The following is a 25364-nucleotide window of genomic DNA, read 5'->3' as shown; positions in this document are numbered from 1 at the left end:
TTAACGATTAAAAGTAAGGCGTTTTCCTTTAATATTATCATTAAAGACACCATTATTATAAATTAAATTTCCGTTTACAAAAGTATGTGTAATGGTTGATGAAAACGTAGTGCCTTCAAAAGGAGACCAACCACATTTGTATAAAATATTGTCTTTAGAAATAGTTTGTGGTTTGTTGGTATCAATTAAAACGATATCTGCAAAATACCCTTCTTTTATAAAGCCTCGTTTTTCAATTTGAAATAATTTTGCCGGATTATGGCTCATTTTTTCAACTAATTTTTCAATAGGAATTACTCCTTCTTTTACTTTTTCTAAAAGCGCAATAACTGCATGTTGCACTAAAGGTCCACCACTTGGTGCTTTCGTATACACATTTGTTTTTTCTTCTAAAGTATGCGGAGCGTGGTCTGTAGCTAAAACATCAATTCTATCATCTAACAAGGCTTCCCATAAACCAAGTCTGTCTTTTTCTGTTTTTACTGCCGGATTCCATTTAATATGGGTTCCTTTTTCTTCATAATCTTTATCTGAAAACCATAAGTGATGCACACAAACTTCTGCAGTAATTTGTTTTTCTTCCAAAGGAATATCGTTTCTAAAAAGTTCGGTTTCTTTAGCGGTTGAAACATGAAAAATATGCAATCTTGCACCCGTTTTCTTAGCCAACTCAATTGCTTTAGAAGATGATAAATAACAAGCTTCTTCACTTCTAATAATCGGATGGTATTTTACGGGAATATCATCTCCGTATTTATCAACAAACTCTTGTGTGTTTTTTCTGATAGTTGCTTCATCTTCACAATGTACAGAAATAATCATTTTTGTTGATGAGAAAATTTTCTCTAGAATTTCTTCATTATCAACCAACATATTTCCAGTAGAAGAACCTAAGAATAATTTAATTCCGGCTACTTTTTTAGGATCTGTTTTTAATAATTCGTCTAAATTATCGTTTGTTCCACCAAACATAAAAGAATAATTAGCGTAAGAATCGTTTGCTGCTATTATAAATTTATCTTCCAATAAATCTTGTGTTGTAGCTTGTGGTACCGTGTTTGGCATTTCTATAAAAGTAGTAATTCCGCCAGCAACGGCAGCTCTACTTTCTGTAGCAATATTTGCTTTATGTGTTAAACCAGGTTCTCTAAAATGTACTTGATCATCTATAAAACCAGGAATTAAAAACTTCTCTTCTGCATCAATAACTTCAAGATCTCCAGTTGTTTTTATGTCTGATGAAATTTCTTTTATAATTCCGTTTTCAATGAGAACATCCCCTAAAAAAGTTTTGTTTTCATTTACGATTCTTGCGTTTTTTATTAAAGTTGATTTCACCATTTTTTATAATTGTTTTTACTGAAAATACTTTGCTGATTTTTGCAAAGTTAGTAAAGTTTTTAATTGTTTTTTTACTATTCCTATCTATTAAATACTCATTTTCATGTTCACTAAGATTTTTGTAAAACCAAAGCGTTCATAAGATTTTATTGCTGCAGAATTATTGCTATAAACATCCAATCTTAATTCTTTTAAATCTTTTTTTATTGCCCAATCTTTTAAAGACTCTAAAATTAAATTACTAATCTTGTTTCCTCTAAAAGCTGGTTTTACAAATATAAAACCAATATAACCATGTTTTGGATTTTTGTGATAATGTTTAGAGTTTTCTATTCTTAGGTAACCAGAAGCAACTAATTGATTGTTAGAAGTAGCAACAATAAAATAAATGTCTTCATTAGAAATTAATTCGGGTATATTATAATAAGACAATTTACCATCACCTAAAAAAGGATCTAAAGGTCTTTCTGCAGCAACAACACCTTGTTCAAACTCCAGTAATGTCTCTAAATCTTTTAAATTCGCAGTTCTAATAGAAATTTTATTCATAAACTTTTTTTGGTAATCCTTTTAATCTCATTTTTATCACACCAAATAAAGCTTCAGAAATAATGTTTCCACTCATTTTAGAAGTTCCTAATGTTCTATCAGTAAAAACTACAGATACTTCTTTTATATTAAAACCGTGTTTCCATGCTTTAAATTTCATTTCTATTTGAAAAGCGTAGCCAATAAATTTTATTTTGTCTAATGCTATGGTTTCGAGTACATTTCTTTTCCAACAAACAAAACCTGCTGTAGTGTCGCAAACCGGAATTCTAGTAATAAAGCGGACGTATTTAGAAGCAAAATAAGAAAGTAGAACCCGCTTCATAGGCCAGTTCACAACATTTACACCTTGTGAATATCTAGAGCCAATAGAAACATCTGCCCCCTTTTTTTTACAAGCTTTATACAAGTGAATTAAATCTTTTGGATTGTGAGAAAAGTCGGCATCCATTTCAATAATATAGTCATATTTTTTAGCAATGGCCCATTTAAAACCATGTATATAAGCAGTACCTAAACCACTTTTGCCGATTCTTCTTTCTAAAAAAAGCTGATTTGGGAATTCTAAAATTAAGTTTTCTACTATTTCTGAGGTTCCATCAGGAGAATTGTCGTCTACAACTAAAATATGAAATTCTTGCTTTTGATTAAAAGTGGCTCTAATAATAGCTTCTATATTTTCTTTTTCGTTATAAGTAGGTATTATGACTAACGCATCTGACATAAATAAAATTTCATGTGGTAAGTAGACAAATATACATTATTTAATTACTAATTTTGTGTTAATCTTACCAAAACAAAAATAGGTGCAAGCAATAGAAAGAGTAGTAATAGATAACAGTTGGATTACCATATTATTGGTATGCTTGTTTGCCTGTGTTTTCCTTTTAAGAGGGTTAAGTGTTGTAAGGTTAAGAGGTACTGTATCTTCTTTGTTTAATGAAAGTTTTATCGAATCTGAAATAGAAGAAAATACTTCTTTTTTTAACCCTTTTAAAAATGTCATTTTTATTTTTTCGATTACAGTTCTTGCTTTATTAACCTATAAAATCTATTTGTATTATAATTCTTCTGTAGAACAAGGTTTTTATATTTTTCTGCAGATTTTTGGAGTTGTTTTTTCATATTTAACGATTAAAAGGCTATTAGAATTCTTGCTTTCTGTAGTTTTTAAGATTGATAAAAAGCTAGATTTCTTTTTAGTTTCTAAGTCCGTCTATTTATATTCTGTTTCTTTTTTTCTACTTATAGCTATTGTTTTAGTGGAATACTCACAGTTAGACACCCCTTTTTTAGTCTATTTTTCGGCACTTTTATTTTCTATTCGATTTATATTTCATGCGGTAATTAATAAAAAGCTGGTTTTTAGCGAGTTGTTTTATTTTATTTTGTACCTTTGCGCGGTCGAAATAGCACCGCTATTTGTACTGTTTAGATTGCTGTTTTAACTAGAAAAAAGAAGCATATGAAAGTGAAAACGATCTTAGTATCGCAACCAGAACCAAAGACTGAAACTTCCCCTTATTTTGACTTGTCTGATAAACAAAAAGTAAAGATAGATTTTAGACCATTTATTCATGTAGAAGGTATATCTGTCAAAGAAGTAAGAGGAGAAAAAGTTGATTTACATAATTTTACAGCTATTATTTTAACAAGTAGAAATGCCGTAGATCATTTTTTTAGAATTGCAGAAGAAATGCGCTTTAAAGTGCCAGATTCAATGAAGTACTTTTGTCAGTCGGAGGCAGTAGCTTATTACTTACAGAAATATGTGGTATATAGAAAGCGTAAAATTTATGTTGGTCCTAGATCATTTCTAGAATTAACAAAATTAATTAAGAAACATAAGACGGAAAAGTTTTTATTGCCAAGTTCAGATAAATTAAAACCTTTAATTCCAGAAGAATTAGATAAATTAGGAATAAACTGGAAACGATTAGATTTATATAGAACAGTCGTTAGTGATTTGTCTGATTTAGAAGATGTATTTTATGATGTTTTGGTGTTCTTTAGCCCATCAGGAATAGAATCTCTTTTAAAGAATTTCCCTAATTTTCAGCAAAAAGAAACAAGAATTGCTGCTTTTGGTAATTCTACAGTAAAAGCTGTAACAGATGCTGGTTTTAAGTGTGATATCACGGCACCGTCACCAGAAACACCTTCTATGACAATGGCTTTAGATAAATACATAAAATTAGCAAATAAGAAGTAATATTTCTTATAGCTCTATAAATTACATAAAAAAAAACCAAGCATAATTGCTTGGTTTTTTTTATGATTCTTTTTTAGTTATAAATTTAATTATTTTTTTAAAGTAACTGTTCTATCAACACTATTAAAAGGTCCAGGAATTAAATTTCCTTCTGCATCTATTAATTCTAATTTTATAGAAACTTTTCCTTTTGGTAAACCTTTAATTACCTGTGGTGCCCATTCTGTGATTATAAATTCTTTCTCATTAATAGTTGCACGAACTTTAGTACCATTTTCTGAAAGTTGTGTATTTAATACGAAAAAATCTAGTAATAGATTCTCTGTATCTTTTCCAGAATATTCTCCTTTTGGGCGACTATAAATAAGTGTTGGTGCATTTATATCTAAATTGTTATCGTCTTTAGTGTCTTCTCCGACAATTAATTTTTTAACAACTACAGCATTTTCGTTTTTAACAGATTCATGATAAGATCTACTTAAAAAAGCCACTAAATGATGCACTCCATTAGGCATATCTTTTTTAAATGTTGGTTCGTAATGTGCAGAATATGGCTCGTTATTCAAAATAAAATGAATATGTTGTCCTTTTGCTGAATTTGCTAAAAGCGCTGTGTCTTTACTTTGTGTTAATGCACCTAATTCGTAATTATTTACTTCAAAATTAAAAGCAGTTTCACCAACAGTTTTTATTACCGTATCACTTGGTGTTGTCATTTTAAGCGAAGCTGTAGCGTATTCCGGTGAGTTTTCTAATTTTTCTAAGGTAATTTCTGTAATTTTTTCAGGAGTATCGTTCACTTTTTCCTTTTTAGTCTCTTTACAGCCTACAAGTGTTATTAAAGTTAAACAGATAATACTTAATATTCTTAATTTCGTCTTTCTTAATTTCATCTTTGTTGTTTTAAGTTAATGACATTTAGTTATAAAGTCCAAATATCAAAACTTTTTAAGGTTAATAATATAACAATAGCATTATATATGAACTCAATCCATAAAAGAAATGATTTTTAATTTTAGAAGCTATTTCCTGCTTTCACTACTCGCTTTTTTTGTAAAAAAAACAAAAAAGAGCTCAAACATACCGTTCAATCAGGGCTAAACTTGTTTGCTTTCTTTTAGATTAATAGGTGTTTTTTCCTTTTTTTATAATTAGAAAAAACACCTACTTTATTAAATATTCACTTGCCTAAAAGAAGAGATTTTACTTCAACTAGCATTTTTATATCGGAATAATGCTAAATAATTAATAACTATAAGTACAAAACCTAGAGCAACAATAACTCCTGAATGCATTAAGTTTATAATAATTAAATCTTTACTAGCTCCTGATAGTATAGAATACCAAAGTAGGGGACAGAATATCCCAATCAATATAATATCTCGTCCTGTTTTTATCCCTTTCTTTAATGTTTCAATTTTGGTGTTATTTTTCTTTTTATCTTTTTTTTTACCTTGTAGAGTTTTAATACATTTTTTCCCCATTATTGAATAAGGACATGCTTTTATTATTTTTTTTATAAATTTTATCATAACTAAAAGAAGAAATAAAATATAAAACCACCTACTATAGCCATTAACATCACAGACAAAACAAAGGCTATTATGGCTTTCGTTTTTAACATAGAAGAAATTATTGCTATTTCTGGTAAACTAGCTCCTGTTCCTCCTATAATCAATGCCATTGCAGCTCCCATGCTCATTCCTTTAACAATAAGAGCATTTAAAATAGGTATAGCCATTTCAATTCTTAAGTATAGAGGAATACCAACAGTTGCTGCTATGGGAATGGCAAGTGGACTATCATTTCCTAAATACTTTTCTACCCATGCGTCTGGTACAAAAACAGCAGAAACAGCACTAATAAGTGCACCAACTAAAACATAAGGAAAGATTCGTTTAAATAATGCCCATGCAAAAGTAAGCGCTTCTTTTAGTCTAGGGTTAGTTGTATTTGTTTGGTTGCAAGAAGTCTTTGAATACGTTTCTGATTGATTGTTAGAATTGCAGTCTTGTGTATTTATAGGTTGAGGAGTACAAGTTGAAGAGAGGGTAGAAGGGGTTAAGTTAATTCTTTTTACCTCGTTTTTTAATGAAGTTTTACCAGCAAGTGTTCCAATTAAAACAGCTCCAATAAAAACAATTAAAAAGTATACCAAAGCAACTTCCCACCCGAAAACACCAAAAATAAAACCAACTACAACAAAATTAGCCAATGGTGCGGCGAGTAAAAATGAAAAAACCATTGAAAAAGGAGCTCCCATTTCTATCATTCCCATAGACACCGGAACCATTGATGCGCTACAAAATGGAGTTGGAATGCCTATTAAAGCTCCCATTAAACCGCCATATTTTCCTGTTTTAGATAGTTTCTTTTGAAGTTTTTCTTGAGGGATAAATGCTCTTATTAAGCCAGTAAATATAGATACTAAGGCAATAATAAATATTAAGACTACACCTACGTGTATAAATTCTTCTAGAGCTAAATTAAATTTTTCATTCATGATATTTGTTTTATTAAAATTAATTATATGTGAAAAAACACATATGTTGTTATAAAAAAAGGTTAAGTATTATTTGTTGTTTTCTATTTTTCGCGTTTATCTAGTAGTGTTTTACATTTAGTTAATTCTTTTTTCATATCTTTTTCTGGTATTGCGCTAATTGTTTTTTGCATTAAAAGTCTAAATTCATTATTGGTTGAAGTTAAATAGTAAAACACCCATTTTCCTTCTTTTACCTCTTCTATTAGTTGGGCGTCTTTTAATATTCTTAAGTGGCGAGATATATTGTATTGACGCTCTTCTAAGACTTCTACAATTTCTGAAACGCAAATTTTTTCATCAATATTAGTAAGCAACCAAACAATTTTTAATCTTGTCTCATCTGACAAGGCTTTTAGTATTTTGGTGTATTTATCCATGCTTTTATTTTTTATATATGTGTAAAAACACATATGATTGACGGATGCAAATGTATATTATTTTTTCAAATATTAAAACTTATTTTTTTTATTAAAAAATAATGGCAAATTAGAGTAAGGAGTAAAATTATATTTTTGTAAAAAGCATCTACATTTTAAAATTTAAATAGAATTCACATGCTATAAGTAGTTTAACTTTAAGTGAATTTATTTTAATAATTTATTACCTACAATTCTTAAAATATAGAATTTATTCTATGCAAACAAAGTAGCAAAAGCTTCTTCAATCTTACCAACCAAAACCAACCTAATACCATGATTTTTAGAAGAAATCTTATTGTATTTAGAAGCTACAAGAGTTTTATAGCCTAATTTTTCTGCTTCTGTAATTCTTTGGTCAATTTTAGAAACAGGTCTTATTTCTCCTGCCAAACCAACTTCTGCAGCAAAACATACATTTGGGTTAATTGCAACATCTTGGTTAGATGATAAAATGGCGGCTACAACGGCTAAGTCAATTGCAGGATCATCTACATTTATTCCTCCTGTAATATTTAAAAAGACATCTTTTGCACCTAATTTAAAGCCAGCTCTTTTTTCTAGAACCGCTAAAATCATATTTAATCTTTTTAAATTATAACCAGTTGTAGAACGTTGTGGAGTTCCGTAAACAGCTGTAGAAACCAAGGCTTGAATTTCTATCATTAAAGGTCTAATCCCTTCTAAAGTACTTGCAATTGCAGTTCCGCTTAAGTCTGCATCCTTTTTAGAAATTAAAATTTCAGACGGATTAGAGATTTCTCTCAATCCGTTAGAAAGCATTTCATAAATTCCTAACTCTGATGTAGAACCAAATCTGTTTTTCTGACTTCTTAAAATTCTGTAGGTATGATTTCTGTCGCCTTCAAATTGTAAAACAACATCTACCATGTGCTCTAAAATTTTTGGTCCCGCAATGTTTCCGTCTTTGTTTATGTGACCAATTAATAAAACTGGAGTCGCAGTTTCTTTGGCGTATTTTATGAGTTCTGCAGCAGTTTCTCTAATTTGAGAAATGCTACCAGGAGAAGCTTCTATAGAACTTGTATGTAATGTTTGTATAGAATCTATTACCAAAACATCTGGCATTGTTTCTTCTATATTTTTAAAGATGTTTTGGGTGTTGGTTTCCGTTAAAATTAAACAGTTAGAATTATTTGCTTCTAACCTTTCGGCTCTCATTTTTATTTGAGACTGACTTTCTTCTCCAGAAACATATAGTACTTTCTGACTTATATTTAAGGCAACTTGCAATAATAAAGTCGATTTTCCAATTCCAGGTTCACCACCTAAAAGTGTTACAGAGCCTTTTACCAATCCGCCTCCTAAAACCGTGTCTAATTCGTTGTTATTGGTAACAATTCTTTCTTCTGGGTTTAACTGAATGTCTGCAACTTTTAAAGGTTTGTTTACGGTTTGTTTTGCAGTTGTAGATTGTTTCCAAACGCGTTTTTCTTCTTTCTGTATTACTTCTTCTACAATGGTATTCCATTCTTTACAAGCACCACATTGTCCTACCCACTTTGCGTGTTGGGTTCCACAGTTCTGACAGAAAAAAGTAGTTTTGGTTTTAGTCATTTGAAAAAAGTTTACAATTTTTTTGAGGAACAAAGTTACAAAGTTTATAAGCTTATTGGTTTTAAAAAAAAAATAAAAAAAAAATAAAAAAAAAATAAAAAAAAAATAATAAAAAAATAATAAAAAAAGAAATATCAAAAAGCTAACAAACAGTTGCGTTAGTGATTGAACGACTTGTTTGAGCTCTTTTTCTTTTGCTGTTTTCTTAGCAAAAGAAAAAAGCGAGTAGTGAAAGCGCGACCTTTTTTAGGGAACGCCCAAAAATAATGTAGACTAAAGAATAGTTTAAAGTTACGTTAAAAATTAGTTCTTACAAGGGATATTTCTTATGTTGCCGTCTTTCATTTACAACAAATAAAAAAGTGAATTATGTTTAAAAAACTTATAGGAATAGAGCCTTTAGAGTTAATTGAGTCGGTTAATATAAAATTAGAGTCTTTAACAGAAAACCTACTATTATACACAGACAGACCAACAACAGACGATGAGATTGTAGCGCGTATTGGTGATGCAGATGGTGTTTTATTAAGTTATACTACTACATTAACAAAAGAAATTTTAGAGCGTTGTCCGAACATAAAATATATAGGTATGTGCTGTTCGTTGTATGCGCCAGAAAGTGCTAATGTAGATATTAACTATGCAAATTCTCGTGGTATTACCGTTACTGGTGTGCGTGATTATGGAGATGAGGGAGTTGTAGAATATGTAATTAGTGAGTTGGTAAGATGTTTACATGGTTTTGGAACTACTTCTGATGGTAAACCAAGAAATGCTTGGGGTGGAATTCCAAGAGAGATTACAGGATTAAAAGTAGGGATTGTAGGTTTGGGTAAATCTGGTGGTATGGTTGCGGATGCACTTCACTTTTTAGGTGCAGAAATCACTTATTTTGCTAGAAGCGAAAAACAAGATGCTAAAGCAAAAGGCTATGAGTTTTTACCGTTAGAAGAACTAATGAAAACAAATGAAGTTGTGATTGCTTGTTTAAATAAAAACATAGTTTTATTGCATGAAAACGAGTTTATTAAATTTGGAAATCATAAAATATTATTCAATACAGGGTTATCACCTGCTTGGGATGCTGAGCCTTTTAATAAGTGGCTAGCAGCAGGTGACAATGCCGTATACTGTGATACTCTTGGCGCTTTAGGTGATAAAGAGCTTTTAAATAATCCTAAAGTTAATTGCTTAGAAGTTTCTACGGGTAGAACACAACAAGCGTTTGTTAGATTAAGTGAAAAGGTATTAGCTAACTTAATAGCTTATTTTAAAAAGCAATAGGCGAAGTAATATTTCGCAATGTATTAACAATACTCCAGCCAGCAATTTTTGCCGTTTGACTATAAATGTTTAAAACAGCATGAATTTCCTGGCTTTTTATTTCTATACGATGATTATCGCCAACAAATTCTGGGATAGTTTTAATAGAAACTTTTACGTTTTCTGGCCCAGTTGATGCCAATGCAGCTGCTACAGAAACGTTTACTTGTCTTGGGAAAAGTGCGATGGCTTCTACGGCAGTGCCTTTAAAAGATGTATGTTCTTGCGTTTCTATAACAGGATTATAAACGGGGCTATTTCTCATGGCTCTTGGCGATTTTGTAGACTCGAAAGTCACTTCGCTTTCCTCCATTAAAGAGACGGTTCTTAGTACATCGAATCCTCCAACGGCTCCTGATGCAATATGAACTCGTGTACCATATTCTGAAGCTGTTTTTTTAACCTCTTCGTAAAAATCGGCATCTGCAAGACCTCCTATGGAGATTGTTACTATTGATGTTCCGTTTTTTAAGGTTGGTAAAGCTAATTCTTTTAAAGAGTCTGGAGAAGATGCTTCAACAAGATAGTCTGGTTTTAGCATTAATAATTCTTCTAGAGAATGACATGCAGTACAGGTGTATCCTCTATCTATATTGTTAATATGATTTGAAAAAACCTCGGCCTTATTGAATGTTCTAGAGTATGTACCGATAATTTGAAAATCTGGCAACAAGCCTTTATCTAAAGCTTGTACAACGATGCTTGCAAGTCCGCCGCAACCTACAATTGCTAATGTTTTTTTTCCCATAACGGCAAACATATTCCTTTTTTACAGTATAGGCAATTATAAAAAGTTATTCAAAAGTTAAATGAAAAGGGTTTTGTAAATAGCTATTTACAAGACCCTTTTTTCTAAAATTTTTACGTTAGCGATTGAATATTTTAACAAGCTCAAGGCAGGCTCATTGTTTGATCTTTTTTCTTTTGCTGATTTTTTAGCAAAAGAAAAAAGCGAGTAGTGAAAGCGTAACCTTTTTAGGAATGCTTAAAAGTTATTTATTCTTATTGTAAATTGGTAATGCAAAAAATGCTAAACCTCCAAAAATGATAATCATTGCTGTTTGTGCGGTCCACATAATCCAACCAAAAGCGGTTGCAGGTTCTGTAGGTACATCAAACAACGCCAAGGCACCAGCTACAGCAATTGGGTATAATCCAATTCCGCCATTTGTTGCCGCAATGGAGAAACCACCGGCAATAAATCCTATTAATATTCCGCCAAACGGAACGTGTAATCCTTCAATTGCAGGAATTGTTGCCCAAAACATGGCAACGTACATTACCCAAATAAATACGGTATGAAAAATAAATGCCCATTTATTTTTCATTTTAAAAATACTAGTAACACCTTCTAACAAACCAGCAACAAAGGTTTTAATTTTTAGTAAAAACCCAGATTTTGCTTTCTTTATAAATGATGTTAAAATGTAAAAACCAAGAATAAGAACCGTTAAGCCAATAATGATTTTTGTAGGATTAAAGTTTTTAGTTAAGAGGTCGTAGATAAAATCGAATTGAACAAAAAGTGTTACTGCAACTATAGAAAGCATCATGATTAAATCTGCAATACGTTCGGCTACAATAGTTCCAAATCCTTTTTCGAAAGGAATTTTCTCGTAGTTTGCCATTACAGTTGCTCTAGAAATTTCTCCAGCTCTTGGTATGGCTAAGTTTACTAAATAACCTACTAAAACAGCTAAAACACTATTTGTGTATTTGGGTTTAAAACCCAAAGGTTCTAACATGAATTTCCATCTATAAGCTCTAGAAAGGTGACTCAAAATTCCGAAAAATAGACCAAGGACAATCCAACCATATTTTGCGTCTTTAAAATATCCTATTAGAACATCTAAAGAGATTTTAGAGAGAGAGTACCATACTAAAAAACCTCCCAAAACGAGAGGTAGTATAGTTTTTAATATTTTTTTGATATTCAAACCTATGTAAGTGTATTGTCTTTTTCGTTAGGGAAAACTAAAGATGGTTTAAAGCTTTTTGCCTCTTCAAAATCCATGAATCCGTAAACGATTAGAATTAAAACGTCATTAACAGCAACTTTTCTTGCTGCGGCTCCGTTTAAGGTGATTTCTCCACTTCCACGAGGTCCAGGAATAGCGTATGTTTCTAAACGCTCGCCATTATTATTGTTTACAATTTGAACGCGTTCGCCTTCAATAATGTTGGCCGCATCCATTAAATCTTCATCAATGGTAATGCTTCCTATATAATTTAAATCTGCACCTGTAACTTTTACACGGTGGATTTTTGATTTTACAACTTGTACTAACATGGGGCAAAAATACTATTTTTTTTGATTACTACTATTTTAATCGAATGTTGTCTATCAATCGTATTTCTCCTGCATAAACTGCAATAAAAGCACGGTTTTTATTGTTAGATTCTTTGTTTTTTATGGTTTCTAATGATTTTTCATCAGCAATTGTAAAATACTCTAATTCTAATAAAGGGTGTTCTTTAAACTGATTTTCTACCCACTCAGTTACGGTTACAGCATTTTCTATGCCAAATTTATTTTTAACTTTTTTAAGAGTTTTGTATATAAAAGGTGCTGCCTCTCTATGTTCATTAGATAATCTAGCGTTTCTAGAACTCATTGCCAAACCATCTGCTTCTCTAAAAATGGGGCATCCTTTTATTTTTACAGGAAGTCTGTTTTTTCTAACCATTTTTTTGATAATCTGTAACTGCTGAAAATCCTTTTGACCAAAATAAGCTCTATTAGGTGTTACAATTTCGAAAAGGGTTTTTACGATGGTACCAACACCATCAAAATGCCCTGTTCTAAACTTGCCTTCCATTTGGTGTTCTAGTCCGTCAAAATCAAATTTTTCTGAGGCTATGTTTTCTGCATAGATTTCTTCTACAGAAGGCAAAAATAATACATCACAAGAAACACTTTCTAGTAATTTAGTATCGTTTTCTATGGTTTTTGGGTATTTAATTAAGTCTTCTTGGTTATCAAACTGGGTTGGATTTACAAAAATACTTACTACAACTAGATCGTTTTTTTCGATTGCTTTTTTAATTAAAGATAAATGACCTTCGTGTAATGCGCCCATTGTTGGCACAAAACCTATGGTTTTATTATCCTCTTTTTTAGAGGTTAAATATGTATTTATTTCTTGTTTACTGTTAAAAATTTTCATCTTCAAAAATTAAGTAGAGTCTGCAAACTTACCAATTTAACACGATATTAGCATAAAAATTTGTATTTTTGCGCTTCTTATAAAAGAGTTTGATTTAATGAAGGACAAGAGAATATTATTTGTTTCATCTGAAGTAGTTCCATACTTACCCGAAACAGAGTTATCATCTACAGCCTTTAATGTTGCAAAAAACGCACATTCTAAAGGAGTACAAACAAGAATTTTCATGCCAAGATATGGCGTAATTAACGAGCGAAGACATCAGCTACACGAAGTAATTCGTTTATCTGGTATGAATCTAGTAGTTAATGATATGGATATGCCATTAATTATAAAAGTTGCTTCTATTCCTAAAGAAAGAATGCAAGTATATTTTATAGATAATGAAGAATATTTTAAACGAAAAGCCGTTTTTACAGATGAAGATGATGATTTGTTTGAGGATAATGATGAGCGCGCTATTTTCTTTGCAAAAGGAGTTATAGAAACTGTGAAAAAATTAAACTGGGCACCAGATATTATTCATGTTCATGGATGGATGGCTTCTCTTTTACCTCTTTATTTAAAAGAGTTTTATAAAGAAGAACCTTTGTTTACCGAAAGTAAAATTATAACGTCTTTATATAACAACCCTTTTGAGGGAACGTTAGATGAATCTTTAGCTGATAAAGTGAAATTTGATAATATTTGTGACGAGAAAATTGCTACAATTAAAACACCAAACTTTACAAACATATTAAAAAGTGCGATAGAAAATTCTGACGCAATTATACATGGTAGTGAAGATATTTCAGAAGAATTGACTTCTTTTATAGAAGGTAAAGATATTCCAGTTTTAGAATATCAATCTGAAGATTTAAAGGAAAGTTATTTAAATTTTTATGCTGATTTAATTTCAGCTAATTAATTATTTTATAAAGTGAGGAGATTTTTTGAGAAGAGCACATTTATTGTAGCTTTAGTATTCGTATTTACAGCTGTTATTTCTTGTGAAAAAGATTTTACAGATATTAAGTCTAGTATTATTAGTAATACAAAGTTTGATACAGATACCTTAACTGTTAAAGGAATTGTTATAGAAAATAGCCCTATTACAAGTGTTACTTCTGATAATATTTCTGCAGAGCCAGGTTTATATCTACTAGGTGTTCATACTGGTGCAAATGGTGATTACGAAAAAATAGAAGCTTCTATAGTTTCTCAACTAGCTTTAAGTACAGGTTTACAAGTAATAGATGATGCCAATATTTACGGTTCTGATACTATTGTGGTTACTACAATAGATACTGCATTTGTAAAATTACCATATCAAGTAACTTTTAATAATGATGGTACAGCGTATGAGTTAGATTCAATTATAGGGGATCAAACTAAAGCGTTTAATTTAAATATTTATGAAACAAGTACTTATTTAAGTATATTAAATCCTACAGAGCCTTCAAAATTGAATAGTTATCAATCTAATGATGTGTTTGATAAAAAAGTAACTGAGTTGAATGCTACTTCAGATTTTAAATTTTTACCGAGCTTAACAGACTCAATTGTAGTTAAAAGATGGTTAAGTGATGAAACAGTAGCTAAGCAAGATACTATAAAATATTTTAATTCTACATCTGCTACAATACCAGTACCTTTTGCAGCGATCCCTTTAAAAGAAGATAAAATTAAAGAATTATTCCTAGATAAATATGAATCATCAGATTTTGATTCTCAGGCTGCGTTTAATGACTATTTTAGAGGACTTATTCTAGAAGCTACAGGAGACGAAGGATCTTTAGTTTCTTTTAATTTTAATGCTACGGTTAAGCCATCACTAGAAGTTTATTATACAAACACAGTTGTTGCTGGAGGAGTTATTATAGATACAATTTACAAAAATGATAGTTTTTTACTATCTGGTGTAAGAGCAAGTACTTATAAGATGGATGATAAAGTATATCCTTCAGATAAAATTGTATTACAAGGAGCGGCAGGAAGTGAAGCTAAAATAAACCTTTTTGGAGCAGATACAGATGGTAATGGAGTTGCTGATAAAATAGAAGAATTAAGAGCTAGAAATCTGTTGATAAATGATGCTTCTTTAACCTTTTATATTAATCAATCTATAGATACAACAGCTGTTCCTTATCAGTTATTTTTGTATAAGAGTGATGAAAATGTACCGCCTGTTTACAGTCAAATAAAAGATGTTTATTCTGAGGGAGCCGCTGTTTTTGGAGGTTTGTTGCAAAGAGACTCTAATGGAAAGAAAGAGAAGTACACTTTTAGAATTACAGATTATATTTCAGACTTATTAAGTGGTGAAACAAATTATTCTCCAACACTAAGGCTTAAAGTAATTAACGCTACAGACTTACTAACAGTTACAGATACTATATTTAAGAATTATAATTGGAATCCGAAGGCAGTAACTCTTTATAATCATGAAGCTATAAATGAAGATAAAAAGGTAGAGTTAAAGATTTCATATTCAGAGAAAAAGGATTAAAAAAACTAACTAAAAGAAAATTTTATGTGTGGAATTACTGGATATATTGGCTTTAGGGATGCTTACCCGATAGTTGTAAATGGACTTAAAAGATTAGAGTACAGAGGGTATGATAGTTCTGGGATAATGATGTATGATGGAAAAGAAATACATCTTTCTAAAACCAAAGGAAAAGTTTCTGATTTAGAAGCTATAACTGATAATGACGAAAAAAGAAAAAAAGGAAATATAGGAATTGGCCATACACGTTGGGCTACTCATGGGGTGCCAAATGATGTAAATTCGCATCCACATGTTTCTCAGTCTGGTGAATTAGTTATTGTACACAACGGTATTATTGAAAACTACGATACTTTAAAAAAAGAGCTAATATCTAGAGGCTATGTTTTTAAAAGTGATACAGATACAGAGGTTTTAGTTAACCTAATAGAAGAAGTAAAAAAGAAAGAAGGTTGTAAATTGGGGCAAGCAGTTCAATTAGCACTAACAAGTGTTGTAGGTGCTTATGCAATTGCTGTTTTTGATAAAACAAAACCAAATGAGTTAGTTATTGCTCGTTTAGGAAGTCCTATTGCAATTGGGGTAGGAAAAAATAATAGTGAATTTTTTGTTGCTTCTGATGCATCTCCTTTTATAGAATATACTAAGGATGCTATTTATTTAGAGGATGAAGAATTAGCAGTTGTTAAAATTGGTAAAGACATTAAAGTTCGTAAGATTAAAGACGACTCTATGGTTGATACTAATATTCAGAAATTAAAACTGAGCTTAGATCAAATTGAAAAAGGTGGTTATGAGCATTTCATGTTAAAAGAAATTCATGAGCAACCTAAAGCTATCATAGATACTTATAGAGGTAGAATGTTACCTAATGAAGGACTTATTAAAATGTCTGGTATAGATGACAATTTAAATAAATTTTTAAATGCTCATAGAATTATAATTATTGCCTGTGGTACTTCTTGGCATGCTGGTTTAGTTGGTGAGTATTTAATAGAAGATATGGCGCGTATACCTGTTGAGGTTGAATACGCATCAGAGTTTAGATATAGAAACCCTATAATTACACCAAATGATGTGGTTATTGCAATTTCTCAATCTGGAGAAACTGCAGATACCTTAGCAGCTATTAAATTAGCAAAATCTAAGGGAGCTTTTGTATTTGGTATTTGTAATGTAGTAGGTTCTTCTATTGCAAGAGAAACACACGCAGGAGCTTATACGCATGCTGGTCCAGAAATTGGAGTAGCTTCAACAAAAGCATTTACAACTCAAATTACGGTACTTACATTAATTTCTTTAAAGTTAGCAAAGGCAAAAGGAACAATGTCAGACTCTGCTTTTAGAATGTATTTGCAGAAAATGGAATTAATTCCGGCTAAAATAGAGGCACTTTTAAAGATTGATGAAAAGGTAAAAGAAATAGCTGATGTTTATAAAGATGCAAAAAACTGTTTGTATTTAGGTAGAGGTTTTAACTTTCCGGTAGCATTAGAAGGCGCTTTAAAATTAAAAGAAATTTCTTATATACATGCAGAAGGATATCCTGCAGCAGAAATGAAACATGGTCCAATTGCTTTAATTGATGAGAACATGCCAATTTTTGTTATTGCAACCAATAAAGGTCATTACGAAAAAGTAGTGAGTAATATTCAAGAAATTAAATCGAGGTCTGGTAAAATTATTGCAATTGTAACAGAAGGAGATACACAGGTTAGAGATATAGCAGATCATGTTATAGAAATTCCTGAAACAGAAGAAGCGTTAACACCGTTATTAACTACAATTCCTTTTCAATTACTATCTTATCACGTTGCGGTAATGTTAGGTAAGAATGTAGATCAACCAAGAAATTTAGCAAAATCGGTTACGGTAGAGTAATTTTTCTTATATTTTATCAAATAAAAAAACCCAGCTTATAGCTGGGTTTTTTTATTTGATAAAAGTAATATATTACTCTTAAATTTTGTGATTAGTTAAATATCAACATTGTATATTGATATGTAAAAAAAAAATATACTTACCTTAGTCCTTAAAATATTTAATGTAGTATATAAAATAGAAAAGATTTTCATTTTATTATGTCTATATAATTATCCCTATAACTATGAATTATAGTCAAATAGCCCTTTTGTTTATGCAGGGCACTTTAGTTGCTTTGGTAATTCTTTTTTTATTTCACCTTAGAAAACAGTTGGGTATTGGAGTCATGTTTGCATGCCTGGGATTATTTCAATTTGTACAATTATTTTTATATAATACGGTTTCTGTTTCAATTACAGATAATTTCTTTATTTCTCCAGGCTCTGTTGTTTATTTTACGGCATCTCTCTTTGTAATACTTATGGTATATATAAAAGAAGATGCTAGTGAAACAAAAAAACTAATTTATGCGCTGTTTATAGTAAATATAGTAATGACAATTCTTGTGCAAGCATTAAACTTAAATTTTAACAATACATCAATACAAGGAACTTTTAATGCATCTGTAAACCTTTTCGATATAAGTTTAAGAGAATTATTTATTGGAACAGTGGTATTGTTTTTAGATGCTTTTTTAATTATACTTTTATTCGAATATATATCTAAAAAAGTAGAATGTTTATTCTTACGCATTTGTATTACCATGTTAATTGTTGTAAGTTTTGATACATTATTCTTTGTAACCCTTAATTTTTGGGGAATAGATAATTTAAAGTCAATTATCATATCAGGACTTATATCTAAAGGGATTTTTACAGTCTTTTATAGTGTACTTCTTTATCTTTATTTAAGGTTTTTTGATTTAAACAAGCAGTTAACAGGTGTTTTTAAAATAAAAGACGTCTTTGAGCCACTAACTTACAAGCAGAAATTTGAATCTGCAGAAAAAGTAATTGAAGAAACTACAGAGATGTATCGTATACTAACTGATCACTCAAATGATTTAATCTTTTTACAAGAACCAGATGGTGGTTTTAAATATATTAGCCCCTCTATAAAAAATATATTAGGCTACGAACAATTAGATTTAGTAGGTAAAAAAGGTTTTAGTATTGTTCATAAAGAAGATCTTAAGTTTTTAAACGAAGTAATATCAAACAAGTTGATTAGTAAAGGTGTTATGTCTGAAGCTGTTCCTGTTAGAGTTCATCATAAAGAAGGTCATTTTGTTTGGTTAGAGTTTTTGTCATCTGCTGTTTATGAAGGAGGTGAAATTAGTTACTTTGTTACCTCTGCTAGAGATATTACACAGAGAGTTTTATCAAAGAAGAAACTTCAAGATTCTTTAGAAGAATTAGAAAAAAAGGAACACTCTTTAGAGGGAGCTAGTAAAGTTGCTAAAATAGGATATTGGGAATATGATATTAAAACAGATACTTTCACTTGGTCTGATTATATGTATACTATTTATGGAATGGATCCCGTAAATGGAGTTCCTTCTAAAAAAGAACTGCTCTCTCTATACGATGAAGAATCACAAGAAAAAATACTACAGGCTCTAAAAGATGTTGCTGTAAAAGGAGTTTCTTGTGATGTAGAGTTAAGGTTTGTCAACAAACAAAATGAAGTTGTTTGGGAGCGCACTGTAGCTCAATCTATTTACAATCAAAAAAATGAAGTTGTAGGTAGAATAGGTATTATGCAGGATATTACAGCCTTTAAAAAAGCCCAATTTGAAGGAGAACTTTCAAAAGAAAAGATTCAATCTTCTCTAGAGCTTTTAGAGAAAAAGGATTATGCCTTGAATGAAGTTAGTAGAATGGCGAAAATTGGTTATTGGGAGTATGATAACGAACAGGTTAATATTATCTGGTCTGATTATCATTATGAAATTTTTGGATTTGATCCTAAAAAAGGAATTCCTCCACGAGAAAAAATTGTAGCACTTTTTGATGAAGAATCTCAAAGAAAGATTGTGCAAGTAAATCTAGAGTTGAATTTAAATGGAACGCCTTATGATGTTGAATTAAAGTTAACTAATAAAAAAAAGGAAGAAATTTGGGTACGCAATATAGTGCAACCTGTATTCGATAAACAAAATAAAGTTATTGGAAGAAGGGGGCTTCTACAGAATATTACAACTTCTAAAAAAGCCCAATTAGCCTTAGAGCTTTCTAATGAAAAGATTCAAATTTCTTTAGAGTTACTAGAGAAAAAGGACTACTCCTTAAATGAGTCTAGTAATTTGGCTAAAATAGGATATTGGGATTATATTGCAGCAACAGATACATATACATGGTCCGATTATATTTATCATATTTATGGATTAGACCCAAATGAAGGAATTCCACCATATGAAGAAGTAGTAAAGGTTTGTGATAAAGAGTCGATAGATAAATTATTAGCAGCCACTGTAGAACTGAATACACATGGTACGCCTTATAATGTTGTTTTAAAATTAATTAATAAAAATAAAGAAGAAGTTTGGGTAAGAAATGTAGCTAAGCCTATATATAACAAACAAAATGAAATTATTGGCAGAAGAGGTGTGTTGCAAAATATCTCTGAATGGAAAAAAGCACAAGCTGAATTAGAATTGTCTAAGGAAAAGATACAATCTTCGTTACATCTTTTAGAAAAGAGAGATCACTCTTTAACTGAGTCAAGCAGGATTGCTAAAATAGGACATTGGGAGTATGATATAGCAACTGATGCTTTTGTTTGGTCTGATTATGTGTATGAAATTTATGGTTTAGACCCAAGTGAAAGTATTCCGTCTCGCAAGGATATGGTTGCTTTCTACGATAAAGATTCTCAGTTAAAATTAGCAAAATCTACTGTAGACCTTAGTTTAAAAGGCACTCTTTATGATATTGAATTGAAATTAATAAATAAAAAAAATAAAGAGTTATGGGTAAGACAAGTGGTTCACCTTATTTATAACGATAAAAATGAAATTATTGGAAGAAGAGGTGTAGTACATAATATTACAGCCGCTAAAAATGCTCAAATAGAATTAGAGATTTCTAAAGATGAGATTCAGAGGTCTTTAGAGTTGTTGGAAAGCAGTGAGTTCTCTAAGAATGAAGCTAGTAAAATGGCTAAAATAGGGTATATAGAGTATGACATTGCAACTGAAACTTTTACTTGGTCGGAATATACATATCATATTTTTGGAATTGATATAAAACAACCAGTACCCTCACGTAGAGAAATAGCAGAATTTTTTGATAAGGAATCTAATGAAAAAATGAGGGATGCTAGCTTAAAACTCGATACTGAGGGCATTTCTTTTGATATTGAGTTGAAGTTGACAAACCTAAGAAAGGAAGAAGTTTGGATTAGAATTGCAGTTGAACCGGTTTACAATCAACAAAATAAAATTATTAAAAGAAGAGGTGTTTTACAAGATATTACAGCTTCTAAAAATGTTCAACTAGAACTAGAAATTTCTAAAGAAAATGTTCAGAATTCCCTAGAACTGTCAAGAAAAAGTAAGTTTGCTATGGGGGAGGCTAGTAAAGTGGCTAAAATAGGGTATTGGGAGCATGACCTGTTAACAGATATTGTTGTGTGGTCTGAATACGTGTATCATATTTTTGGATTAAATCCAAAAAATGGAATTCTATCAAAGGTAGAGTTTTTAGAAAGTATGACTATAGAATCGCAAGAAAAGTTTGTACAAGCAACTACAGCACTTACTACTAAAGGTGTTTCTTACGATCTAGAGTTGAAATTTAATAATATAAAAGATGAAGTGGTTTGGTTAAGGAATGTGGCGCAACCTGTTTATAATGAAAAGAATGAAATTGTTGGTAAAAGAGGTGTTTTGCAGAATATTACAGGTTCTAAGGAAGCGCAACAGGAATTAGAGCTATCTAAAGAAAAGATGGAAAATGCTCTAAAACTTTTAGAGAAAAAGGAATATTCCTTGAGAAAAGCAAGTGAAATAGCTAAAATAGGCTACCAAGAATATGATAATGCAACGGATACTTTTATATGGTCTGATTATGTTTATGATATTTTAAGGTTTGATATAAAAAAAGGGATTCCATCACGTGAAGATGTTATTGCAATTTTTGATGATGAATCTGTCGAGAAATATACGAAAGCAACTCAAGAACTAATTAAAAATGGGACTCCTTTAGATTGTGAATTGAGGCTTGTTACCAATGATAAAGAAGAAGTTTGGATAAGAAATTTTGGTCAGCCTGTTTATAATAAACATAATGAAATAATAGGAAGAAGGGGAGTTTTGCAAGACATTACTGCGTCTAAAAAAGCACAGTTTGAGTTAGAGGTTTCTAAGAAAAATATTCAAACCTCTTTAGAATTGTTAGAAAAAAGTGAGTATTCTAAGAACGAGGCTAGTAATTTGGCTAAAATAGGGTATTTGGAATATGATAATGATACGGGGTCTTTTGTTTGGTCTGAGTTTCTATTTCATATTTTTGGATTGGATTCAAAAGACCCAGTGCCTTCATTAAAAGATATTATTAATTTTTTAGATAAAGAGTCACAAAAAAAGATGAAACAAGTGACTTTAAATCTTGAGCAGCATGGTATTCCTTATGATATTGAACTTAGGTTAATTAATAAAAAGAAAGAAGAGGTTTGGGGTAGAATGATAGTTCAACCTTTATTTAATGAGCAAAAAGAGGTTATTGGTAGAAGAGGTGTTTTTCAAGATATTACCGAGAGAAAACAAATAGAACACGAAAATTTAATAATAACCGAAAGGTATAGAAATCTTTTTGATAACGCTACGATTTCCGTTTGGAATGGAGATTTATCTGGAGTGATAAAACAATTAGAAGAACTTAAAAAGCTTCAAATACTTGATTTTAGAGTTTATTTAGAGCAACATCCTGAGGTTTTTGTTTCGATACTTAAAAAAGTAGTCATAAACAAAGTGAATAAAGCTACTGTAAAACTTTTTAAAGCAAAAAGTGAAAAAGAGTTTTTAGATGGAAAAATGGAAAACACATTTGGTACAGGTGCGCATAAAGTGTTTGCCGAATTTATAATTTCAATATGGAATAAGGAGAAAACATTTACATCCGAAGTAAATTATAAAACTTTTAAAGGGGATGAGTTTACGGCCCTAATTTCAATTCCAATTCCTCTAAATTTGGAACAGCAAAAAACAGTTCCTGTTAGTATACAGAGTATACAAAATATAAAAGATGCTGAATCTGAAAAAAGAGAATCTTTAAATAGGTTAAAAGAAGCACAAGAGTTAGCCCAAGTTGGTAGTTGGTCGTTTGACTTTTCAACAAAAAAATCAGAATGGTCTGATGAAACGTTTCGTATTTGGGGTTTTGATTTAAATAAACCAACACCAGAGCAAGTAGATATCTTAAATAGAATTCATAAAGATGATCTTGATTATTTTGAAAATGCAGCATCTTTAGTTTACACTAAAGGAATACCTTATGATATTGAGTTTAGAATTTGTTTACCAAATAATGTAGAAAAAACTATAAGGTCTATATGTAAGCCTATATTCGGAGAAAATAAGGAGGTAGTTAGTTTAAAAGGAACCAACCAAGATATTACAGCTCAAAAAGAGGCAAGAAGTGAAATCGAGAAAGCAGAAGAGATGTACCGTATATTAACGGATAACTCTAATGATTTAATCTGTTTGCATGAAGTTGATAGTACCTTTAAATATATTAGTCCTTCTATACATAACTTATTAGGTTATGAGCAATCAGAGCTTTTAGGGAGAAAAGTGTTTGGCATTGTTCATAAAGAAGATATTGAGCCTTTATTAAAAGTAATGTCTGAAAGAACATCTAGTAATATGTATACTGATGCATTTAGTTGTAGAGTGTTGCATAAAGAAGGTCATTACGTTTGGTTAGAGTTTTTATCCTCTCCAGTTTATAAAGATAATATGATTAATTCCTATATTTCATCAGCAAGAGATATTACGCAATGGGTACTGGCGAAACAAGAGATAGAAGTATACCAATCATCACTTCAGAAATTAACAACAGAAATGACGTTAATAGAAGAAAAACAGAAAAAAGAAATTGCAACAAACATACATGATCATCTAAGTCAGTCTTTAGTAATCTCAAAAATGAAAATTAATGAGTTGAAAAAAAGACCTCAATTAAAATTGATTGATGAGGATTTAAAATTTATTGAAACTCATATTTCTGAAGCTTTAGAAAATAGTCGAAAAATTACGTATGAACTTTCTCCTCCGGTATTATATCAATTAGGTATTATTGAAGCGCTAAGTTGGTTGTTTGATAATGTAGAGACTACGCATAAGATTGCTTGTGTAGTTAATACTAATGTAGATAATATTAATCTAGATGAAGTAAAATCTATTTTACTATATAGAAGCATACAAGAAGTGTTAACCAATGCTATCAAATATGCAGATGCATCTTTGATAACTTTAGACCTTGATAAGAATGAGTTAGGGTTAGATATTTTTATTACAGATAATGGTGTTGGTTTTAATACAGCAATATTGAGTAATCTTCACAATCATTCAGGTTCAGGTTTTGGTTTGTTTACGGTTCAGGAACGAATTAAAAATATTCAAGGGAAATTTACAATAAAATCAAAAATAAATATGGGTACAACTGTTAAAATTTTTATACCTTTATCTAAATGAGTTATTTAAAAGATATTAAAATTGTATTAGTAGATGATCATAAGCTATTAAGAGATGGTTTAAGAAACATTATAGAGCAGAGGTCTAATATGCACATAATTGGGGAAGCTTCCGATGGTAGAGAGGCTATAAAAATATGTCCAAAACTTTTGCCAAACGTTGTTGTTATGGATGTTGCTATGCCTGGTTTAAATGGTATAGAAGCAACAAGGCAGATTCATAAAAACAATCCAGAAATAAAGATAATTGGTCTTTCTATGCATTCTAGCAAGCAGTTTATACAGAGTATGTTTAAAGCTGGTGCCTTTGCTTACTTGTTAAAAGATGGAGATTCAGATGAATTGATTACAGCAATATGCACTGTAATGCAAAATAAAAAATATCTTTCAAATGATATTAATCAAGAGTTTCTTTTGGTATTAAAAGAGCCTAAAGGAATAGAAAAGACACAATTAAGCTCTAGGGAGAAAGAAGTATTACAGTTAATTGCAGAAGGACGTTCTTCTAAAGAAATAGGAGAAATCTTATTTTTAAGTCCTAAAACGGTTGATGTACATCGAAATAACATTATGAAAAAATTAGATTTATTCACTATTCCTGAATTAACAAAATATGCCATTCAAGAAGGGTTAACTTCATTGGGAATTTAATAGATCCATACTTTTTTATATAGCTGTTAAATTAAAATGATAAGCACTTTGCTTATGAAAATATCTGTAAAAACTATTTACCTTGCCTTTTAATTAAGATACCCAACCTTATATTGAAAGCAGCATTTCATAATTTACTGATAGTAGAAGACAACCCTTTTATAGGTAGAAATATTTTTGATGCCGCTAAGCAAATTGATAGTATAAGAGATATTTGCTTGACAAAATCTTTACATGAAGCAATTTCTATTTTTAACAAAACTAATTTTGATGTAATAATACTCGATTTGAAGTTGCCTGATGGTAATGGGATAGAGTTGTTAAGAATGCTTCAGAAAGATAAAAAGGATACTAAAGTCTTTGTTTTTTCTATAAGTACAGAGCTAAGAAAGACGTGTTTTAAATACGGAGCGTTTGCCTTTTTTGATAAAGCTAAAGATTTTGATGAATTAGTTGAGGCAATAAAGATAGCCTAACTATTAGGCTGCTAATCTTTAAAAAATTTAATTCCAAAAAAAAGATATTATTGATTTTA

At 30.5% G+C, this 25364-nt stretch carries 21 protein-coding genes; 9 read left to right on the top strand and 12 right to left on the bottom strand.

The window, feature by feature from the left end; all coding sequences use genetic code 11:
* From H0I28_RS12940 to H0I28_RS12930, 3 genes are all read right to left on the bottom strand, one after another.
* The gene (locus tag H0I28_RS12940) at window positions 1-1341 is read right to left on the bottom strand and encodes a dihydroorotase (protein ID WP_218759362.1); all 1341 of its coding nucleotides are present in this window, start codon (window positions 1339-1341) and stop codon (window positions 1-3) included.
* An 87-nt stretch (window positions 1342-1428) separates the two neighbouring features.
* Entirely contained in the window at window positions 1429-1890 is a 462-nt protein-coding gene (locus H0I28_RS12935; protein WP_218759361.1) for a GNAT family N-acetyltransferase, read from the bottom strand.
* The gene (locus tag H0I28_RS12930; protein ID WP_218731882.1) at window positions 1883-2614 is read right to left on the bottom strand and encodes a polyprenol monophosphomannose synthase; all 732 of its coding nucleotides are present in this window, start codon (window positions 2612-2614) and stop codon (window positions 1883-1885) included. The genes H0I28_RS12935 and H0I28_RS12930 overlap by 8 nt, the downstream gene beginning before the upstream one ends.
* An 82-nt stretch (window positions 2615-2696) precedes the next feature.
* Between H0I28_RS12930 and H0I28_RS12925 the strand changes: the two genes are divergently transcribed.
* Both H0I28_RS12925 and H0I28_RS12920 read left to right on the top strand, forming a co-directional pair.
* Entirely contained in the window at window positions 2697-3338 is a 642-nt protein-coding gene (locus tag H0I28_RS12925; protein ID WP_218759360.1) for a DUF4271 domain-containing protein, read from the top strand.
* A 17-nt stretch (window positions 3339-3355) separates the two neighbouring features.
* Window positions 3356-4102, top strand: a complete 747-nt coding sequence (locus H0I28_RS12920; protein ID WP_218731880.1) for a uroporphyrinogen-III synthase — start codon at window positions 3356-3358, stop codon at window positions 4100-4102.
* Window positions 4103-4191: 89 nt separating this feature from the next.
* Here the strand turns inward: H0I28_RS12920 and H0I28_RS12915 are convergent, their stop codons facing one another.
* The 5 genes from H0I28_RS12915 to radA form a co-directional block, all read right to left on the bottom strand.
* Window positions 4192-4995, bottom strand: a complete 804-nt coding sequence (locus H0I28_RS12915; RefSeq protein ID WP_218759359.1) for a hypothetical protein — start codon at window positions 4993-4995, stop codon at window positions 4192-4194.
* Window positions 4996-5310: 315 nt separating this feature from the next.
* The gene (locus tag H0I28_RS12910) at window positions 5311-5634 is read right to left on the bottom strand and encodes a hypothetical protein (RefSeq protein ID WP_218759358.1); all 324 of its coding nucleotides are present in this window, start codon (window positions 5632-5634) and stop codon (window positions 5311-5313) included.
* Between the two features lie 2 nt (window positions 5635-5636).
* Complete coding sequence (locus H0I28_RS12905) at window positions 5637-6605, bottom strand: permease (RefSeq protein WP_218759357.1); 969 nt, start codon at window positions 6603-6605, stop codon at window positions 5637-5639.
* 83 nt (window positions 6606-6688) lie between these two features.
* Window positions 6689-7024, bottom strand: coding sequence for a metalloregulator ArsR/SmtB family transcription factor (locus tag H0I28_RS12900; RefSeq protein WP_218731876.1), 336 nt, complete (start codon window positions 7022-7024; stop codon window positions 6689-6691).
* Between the two features lie 255 nt (window positions 7025-7279).
* On the bottom strand, window positions 7280-8641 hold the full coding sequence (gene radA, locus H0I28_RS12895) for a DNA repair protein RadA (protein WP_218759356.1): 1362 nt from the start codon (window positions 8639-8641) through the stop codon (window positions 7280-7282).
* Between the two features lie 369 nt (window positions 8642-9010).
* Between radA and H0I28_RS12890 the strand changes: the two genes are divergently transcribed.
* The gene (locus H0I28_RS12890) at window positions 9011-9925 is read left to right on the top strand and encodes an NAD(P)-dependent oxidoreductase (RefSeq protein ID WP_218731874.1); all 915 of its coding nucleotides are present in this window, start codon (window positions 9011-9013) and stop codon (window positions 9923-9925) included.
* Here H0I28_RS12890 and H0I28_RS12885 read toward each other — a convergent pair.
* The 4 genes from H0I28_RS12885 to panC form a co-directional block, all read right to left on the bottom strand.
* Entirely contained in the window at window positions 9912-10712 is an 801-nt protein-coding gene (locus H0I28_RS12885; protein ID WP_218759355.1) for an aspartate dehydrogenase domain-containing protein, read from the bottom strand. The two genes, H0I28_RS12890 and H0I28_RS12885, sit on opposite strands and share 14 nt — an antisense overlap.
* Window positions 10713-10956: 244 nt before the next feature.
* Window positions 10957-11901 (bottom strand): lysylphosphatidylglycerol synthase transmembrane domain-containing protein, encoded by a 945-nt coding sequence (locus H0I28_RS12880; protein WP_218759354.1) that lies wholly within the window; start codon window positions 11899-11901, stop codon window positions 10957-10959.
* Window positions 11902-11903: 2 nt separating this feature from the next.
* On the bottom strand, window positions 11904-12254 hold the full coding sequence (gene panD / locus H0I28_RS12875; RefSeq protein WP_165731587.1) for an aspartate 1-decarboxylase: 351 nt from the start codon (window positions 12252-12254) through the stop codon (window positions 11904-11906).
* A gap of 31 nt (window positions 12255-12285) precedes the next feature.
* On the bottom strand, window positions 12286-13131 hold the full coding sequence (panC, locus tag H0I28_RS12870) for a pantoate--beta-alanine ligase (protein ID WP_218759353.1): 846 nt from the start codon (window positions 13129-13131) through the stop codon (window positions 12286-12288).
* A gap of 97 nt (window positions 13132-13228) precedes the next feature.
* Between panC and H0I28_RS12865 the strand changes: the two genes are divergently transcribed.
* From H0I28_RS12865 to H0I28_RS12840, 6 genes are all read left to right on the top strand, one after another.
* The gene (locus H0I28_RS12865; RefSeq protein ID WP_218731870.1) at window positions 13229-14038 is read left to right on the top strand and encodes a glycogen/starch synthase; all 810 of its coding nucleotides are present in this window, start codon (window positions 13229-13231) and stop codon (window positions 14036-14038) included.
* 12 nt (window positions 14039-14050) lie between these two features.
* Window positions 14051-15619 carry a DUF4270 family protein gene (locus H0I28_RS12860; protein WP_218759352.1) on the top strand — a complete coding sequence of 523 codons (1569 nt, stop codon included), beginning with the start codon at window positions 14051-14053 and terminating at the stop codon, window positions 15617-15619.
* A gap of 24 nt (window positions 15620-15643) precedes the next feature.
* Window positions 15644-17500, top strand: a complete 1857-nt coding sequence (gene glmS, locus H0I28_RS12855; RefSeq protein ID WP_218759351.1) for a glutamine--fructose-6-phosphate transaminase (isomerizing) — start codon at window positions 15644-15646, stop codon at window positions 17498-17500.
* A 226-nt stretch (window positions 17501-17726) separates the two neighbouring features.
* Window positions 17727-24179, top strand: a complete 6453-nt coding sequence (locus tag H0I28_RS12850) for a PAS domain-containing protein (RefSeq protein ID WP_218759350.1) — start codon at window positions 17727-17729, stop codon at window positions 24177-24179.
* Entirely contained in the window at window positions 24176-24829 is a 654-nt protein-coding gene (locus tag H0I28_RS12845) for a response regulator transcription factor (RefSeq protein WP_218731866.1), read from the top strand. Before H0I28_RS12850 ends, H0I28_RS12845 begins: the two co-directional genes overlap by 4 nt.
* Window positions 24830-24942: 113 nt before the next feature.
* On the top strand, window positions 24943-25305 hold the full coding sequence (locus H0I28_RS12840; RefSeq protein WP_218731865.1) for a response regulator: 363 nt from the start codon (window positions 24943-24945) through the stop codon (window positions 25303-25305).
* Window positions 25306-25364 lie beyond the last annotated feature (59 nt).

Origin of the sequence: Polaribacter sp. AHE13PA, assembly GCF_019278505.1 — a bacterium.
Lineage (GTDB): Bacteria > Bacteroidota > Bacteroidia > Flavobacteriales > Flavobacteriaceae > Polaribacter.
Note: the sequence above shows the minus strand (reverse complement) of the source record. Positions and strands in the feature narration are given on the sequence as shown.

Bases quoted from the DNA above. Each gene is read 5' to 3' on its own strand.
- H0I28_RS12940 (WP_218759362.1), bottom strand. From the start codon at position 1,341: ATGGTGAAATCAACTTTAATAAAAAACGCAAGAATCGTAAATGAAAAC.
- H0I28_RS12935 (WP_218759361.1), bottom strand. From the start codon at position 1,890: ATGAATAAAATTTCTATTAGAACTGCGAATTTAAAAGATTTAGAGACA.
- H0I28_RS12930 (WP_218731882.1), bottom strand. From the start codon at position 2,614: ATGTCAGATGCGTTAGTCATAATACCTACTTATAACGAAAAAGAAAAT.
- H0I28_RS12920 (WP_218731880.1), top strand. From the start codon at position 3,356: ATGAAAGTGAAAACGATCTTAGTATCGCAACCAGAACCAAAGACTGAA.
- H0I28_RS12915 (WP_218759359.1), bottom strand. From the start codon at position 4,995: ATGAAATTAAGAAAGACGAAATTAAGAATATTAAGTATTATCTGTTTA.
- H0I28_RS12910 (WP_218759358.1), bottom strand. From the start codon at position 5,634: ATGATAAAATTTATAAAAAAAATAATAAAAGCATGTCCTTATTCAATA.
- H0I28_RS12905 (WP_218759357.1), bottom strand. From the start codon at position 6,605: ATGAATGAAAAATTTAATTTAGCTCTAGAAGAATTTATACACGTAGGT.
- H0I28_RS12900 (WP_218731876.1), bottom strand. From the start codon at position 7,024: ATGGATAAATACACCAAAATACTAAAAGCCTTGTCAGATGAGACAAGA.
- radA (WP_218759356.1), bottom strand. From the start codon at position 8,641: ATGACTAAAACCAAAACTACTTTTTTCTGTCAGAACTGTGGAACCCAA.
- H0I28_RS12890 (WP_218731874.1), top strand. From the start codon at position 9,011: ATGTTTAAAAAACTTATAGGAATAGAGCCTTTAGAGTTAATTGAGTCG.
- H0I28_RS12885 (WP_218759355.1), bottom strand. From the start codon at position 10,712: ATGGGAAAAAAAACATTAGCAATTGTAGGTTGCGGCGGACTTGCAAGC.
- panD (WP_165731587.1), bottom strand. From the start codon at position 12,254: ATGTTAGTACAAGTTGTAAAATCAAAAATCCACCGTGTAAAAGTTACA.
- panC (WP_218759353.1), bottom strand. From the start codon at position 13,131: ATGAAAATTTTTAACAGTAAACAAGAAATAAATACATATTTAACCTCT.
- H0I28_RS12865 (WP_218731870.1), top strand. From the start codon at position 13,229: ATGAAGGACAAGAGAATATTATTTGTTTCATCTGAAGTAGTTCCATAC.
- glmS (WP_218759351.1), top strand. From the start codon at position 15,644: ATGTGTGGAATTACTGGATATATTGGCTTTAGGGATGCTTACCCGATA.
- H0I28_RS12850 (WP_218759350.1), top strand. From the start codon at position 17,727: ATGAATTATAGTCAAATAGCCCTTTTGTTTATGCAGGGCACTTTAGTT.
- H0I28_RS12845 (WP_218731866.1), top strand. From the start codon at position 24,176: ATGAGTTATTTAAAAGATATTAAAATTGTATTAGTAGATGATCATAAG.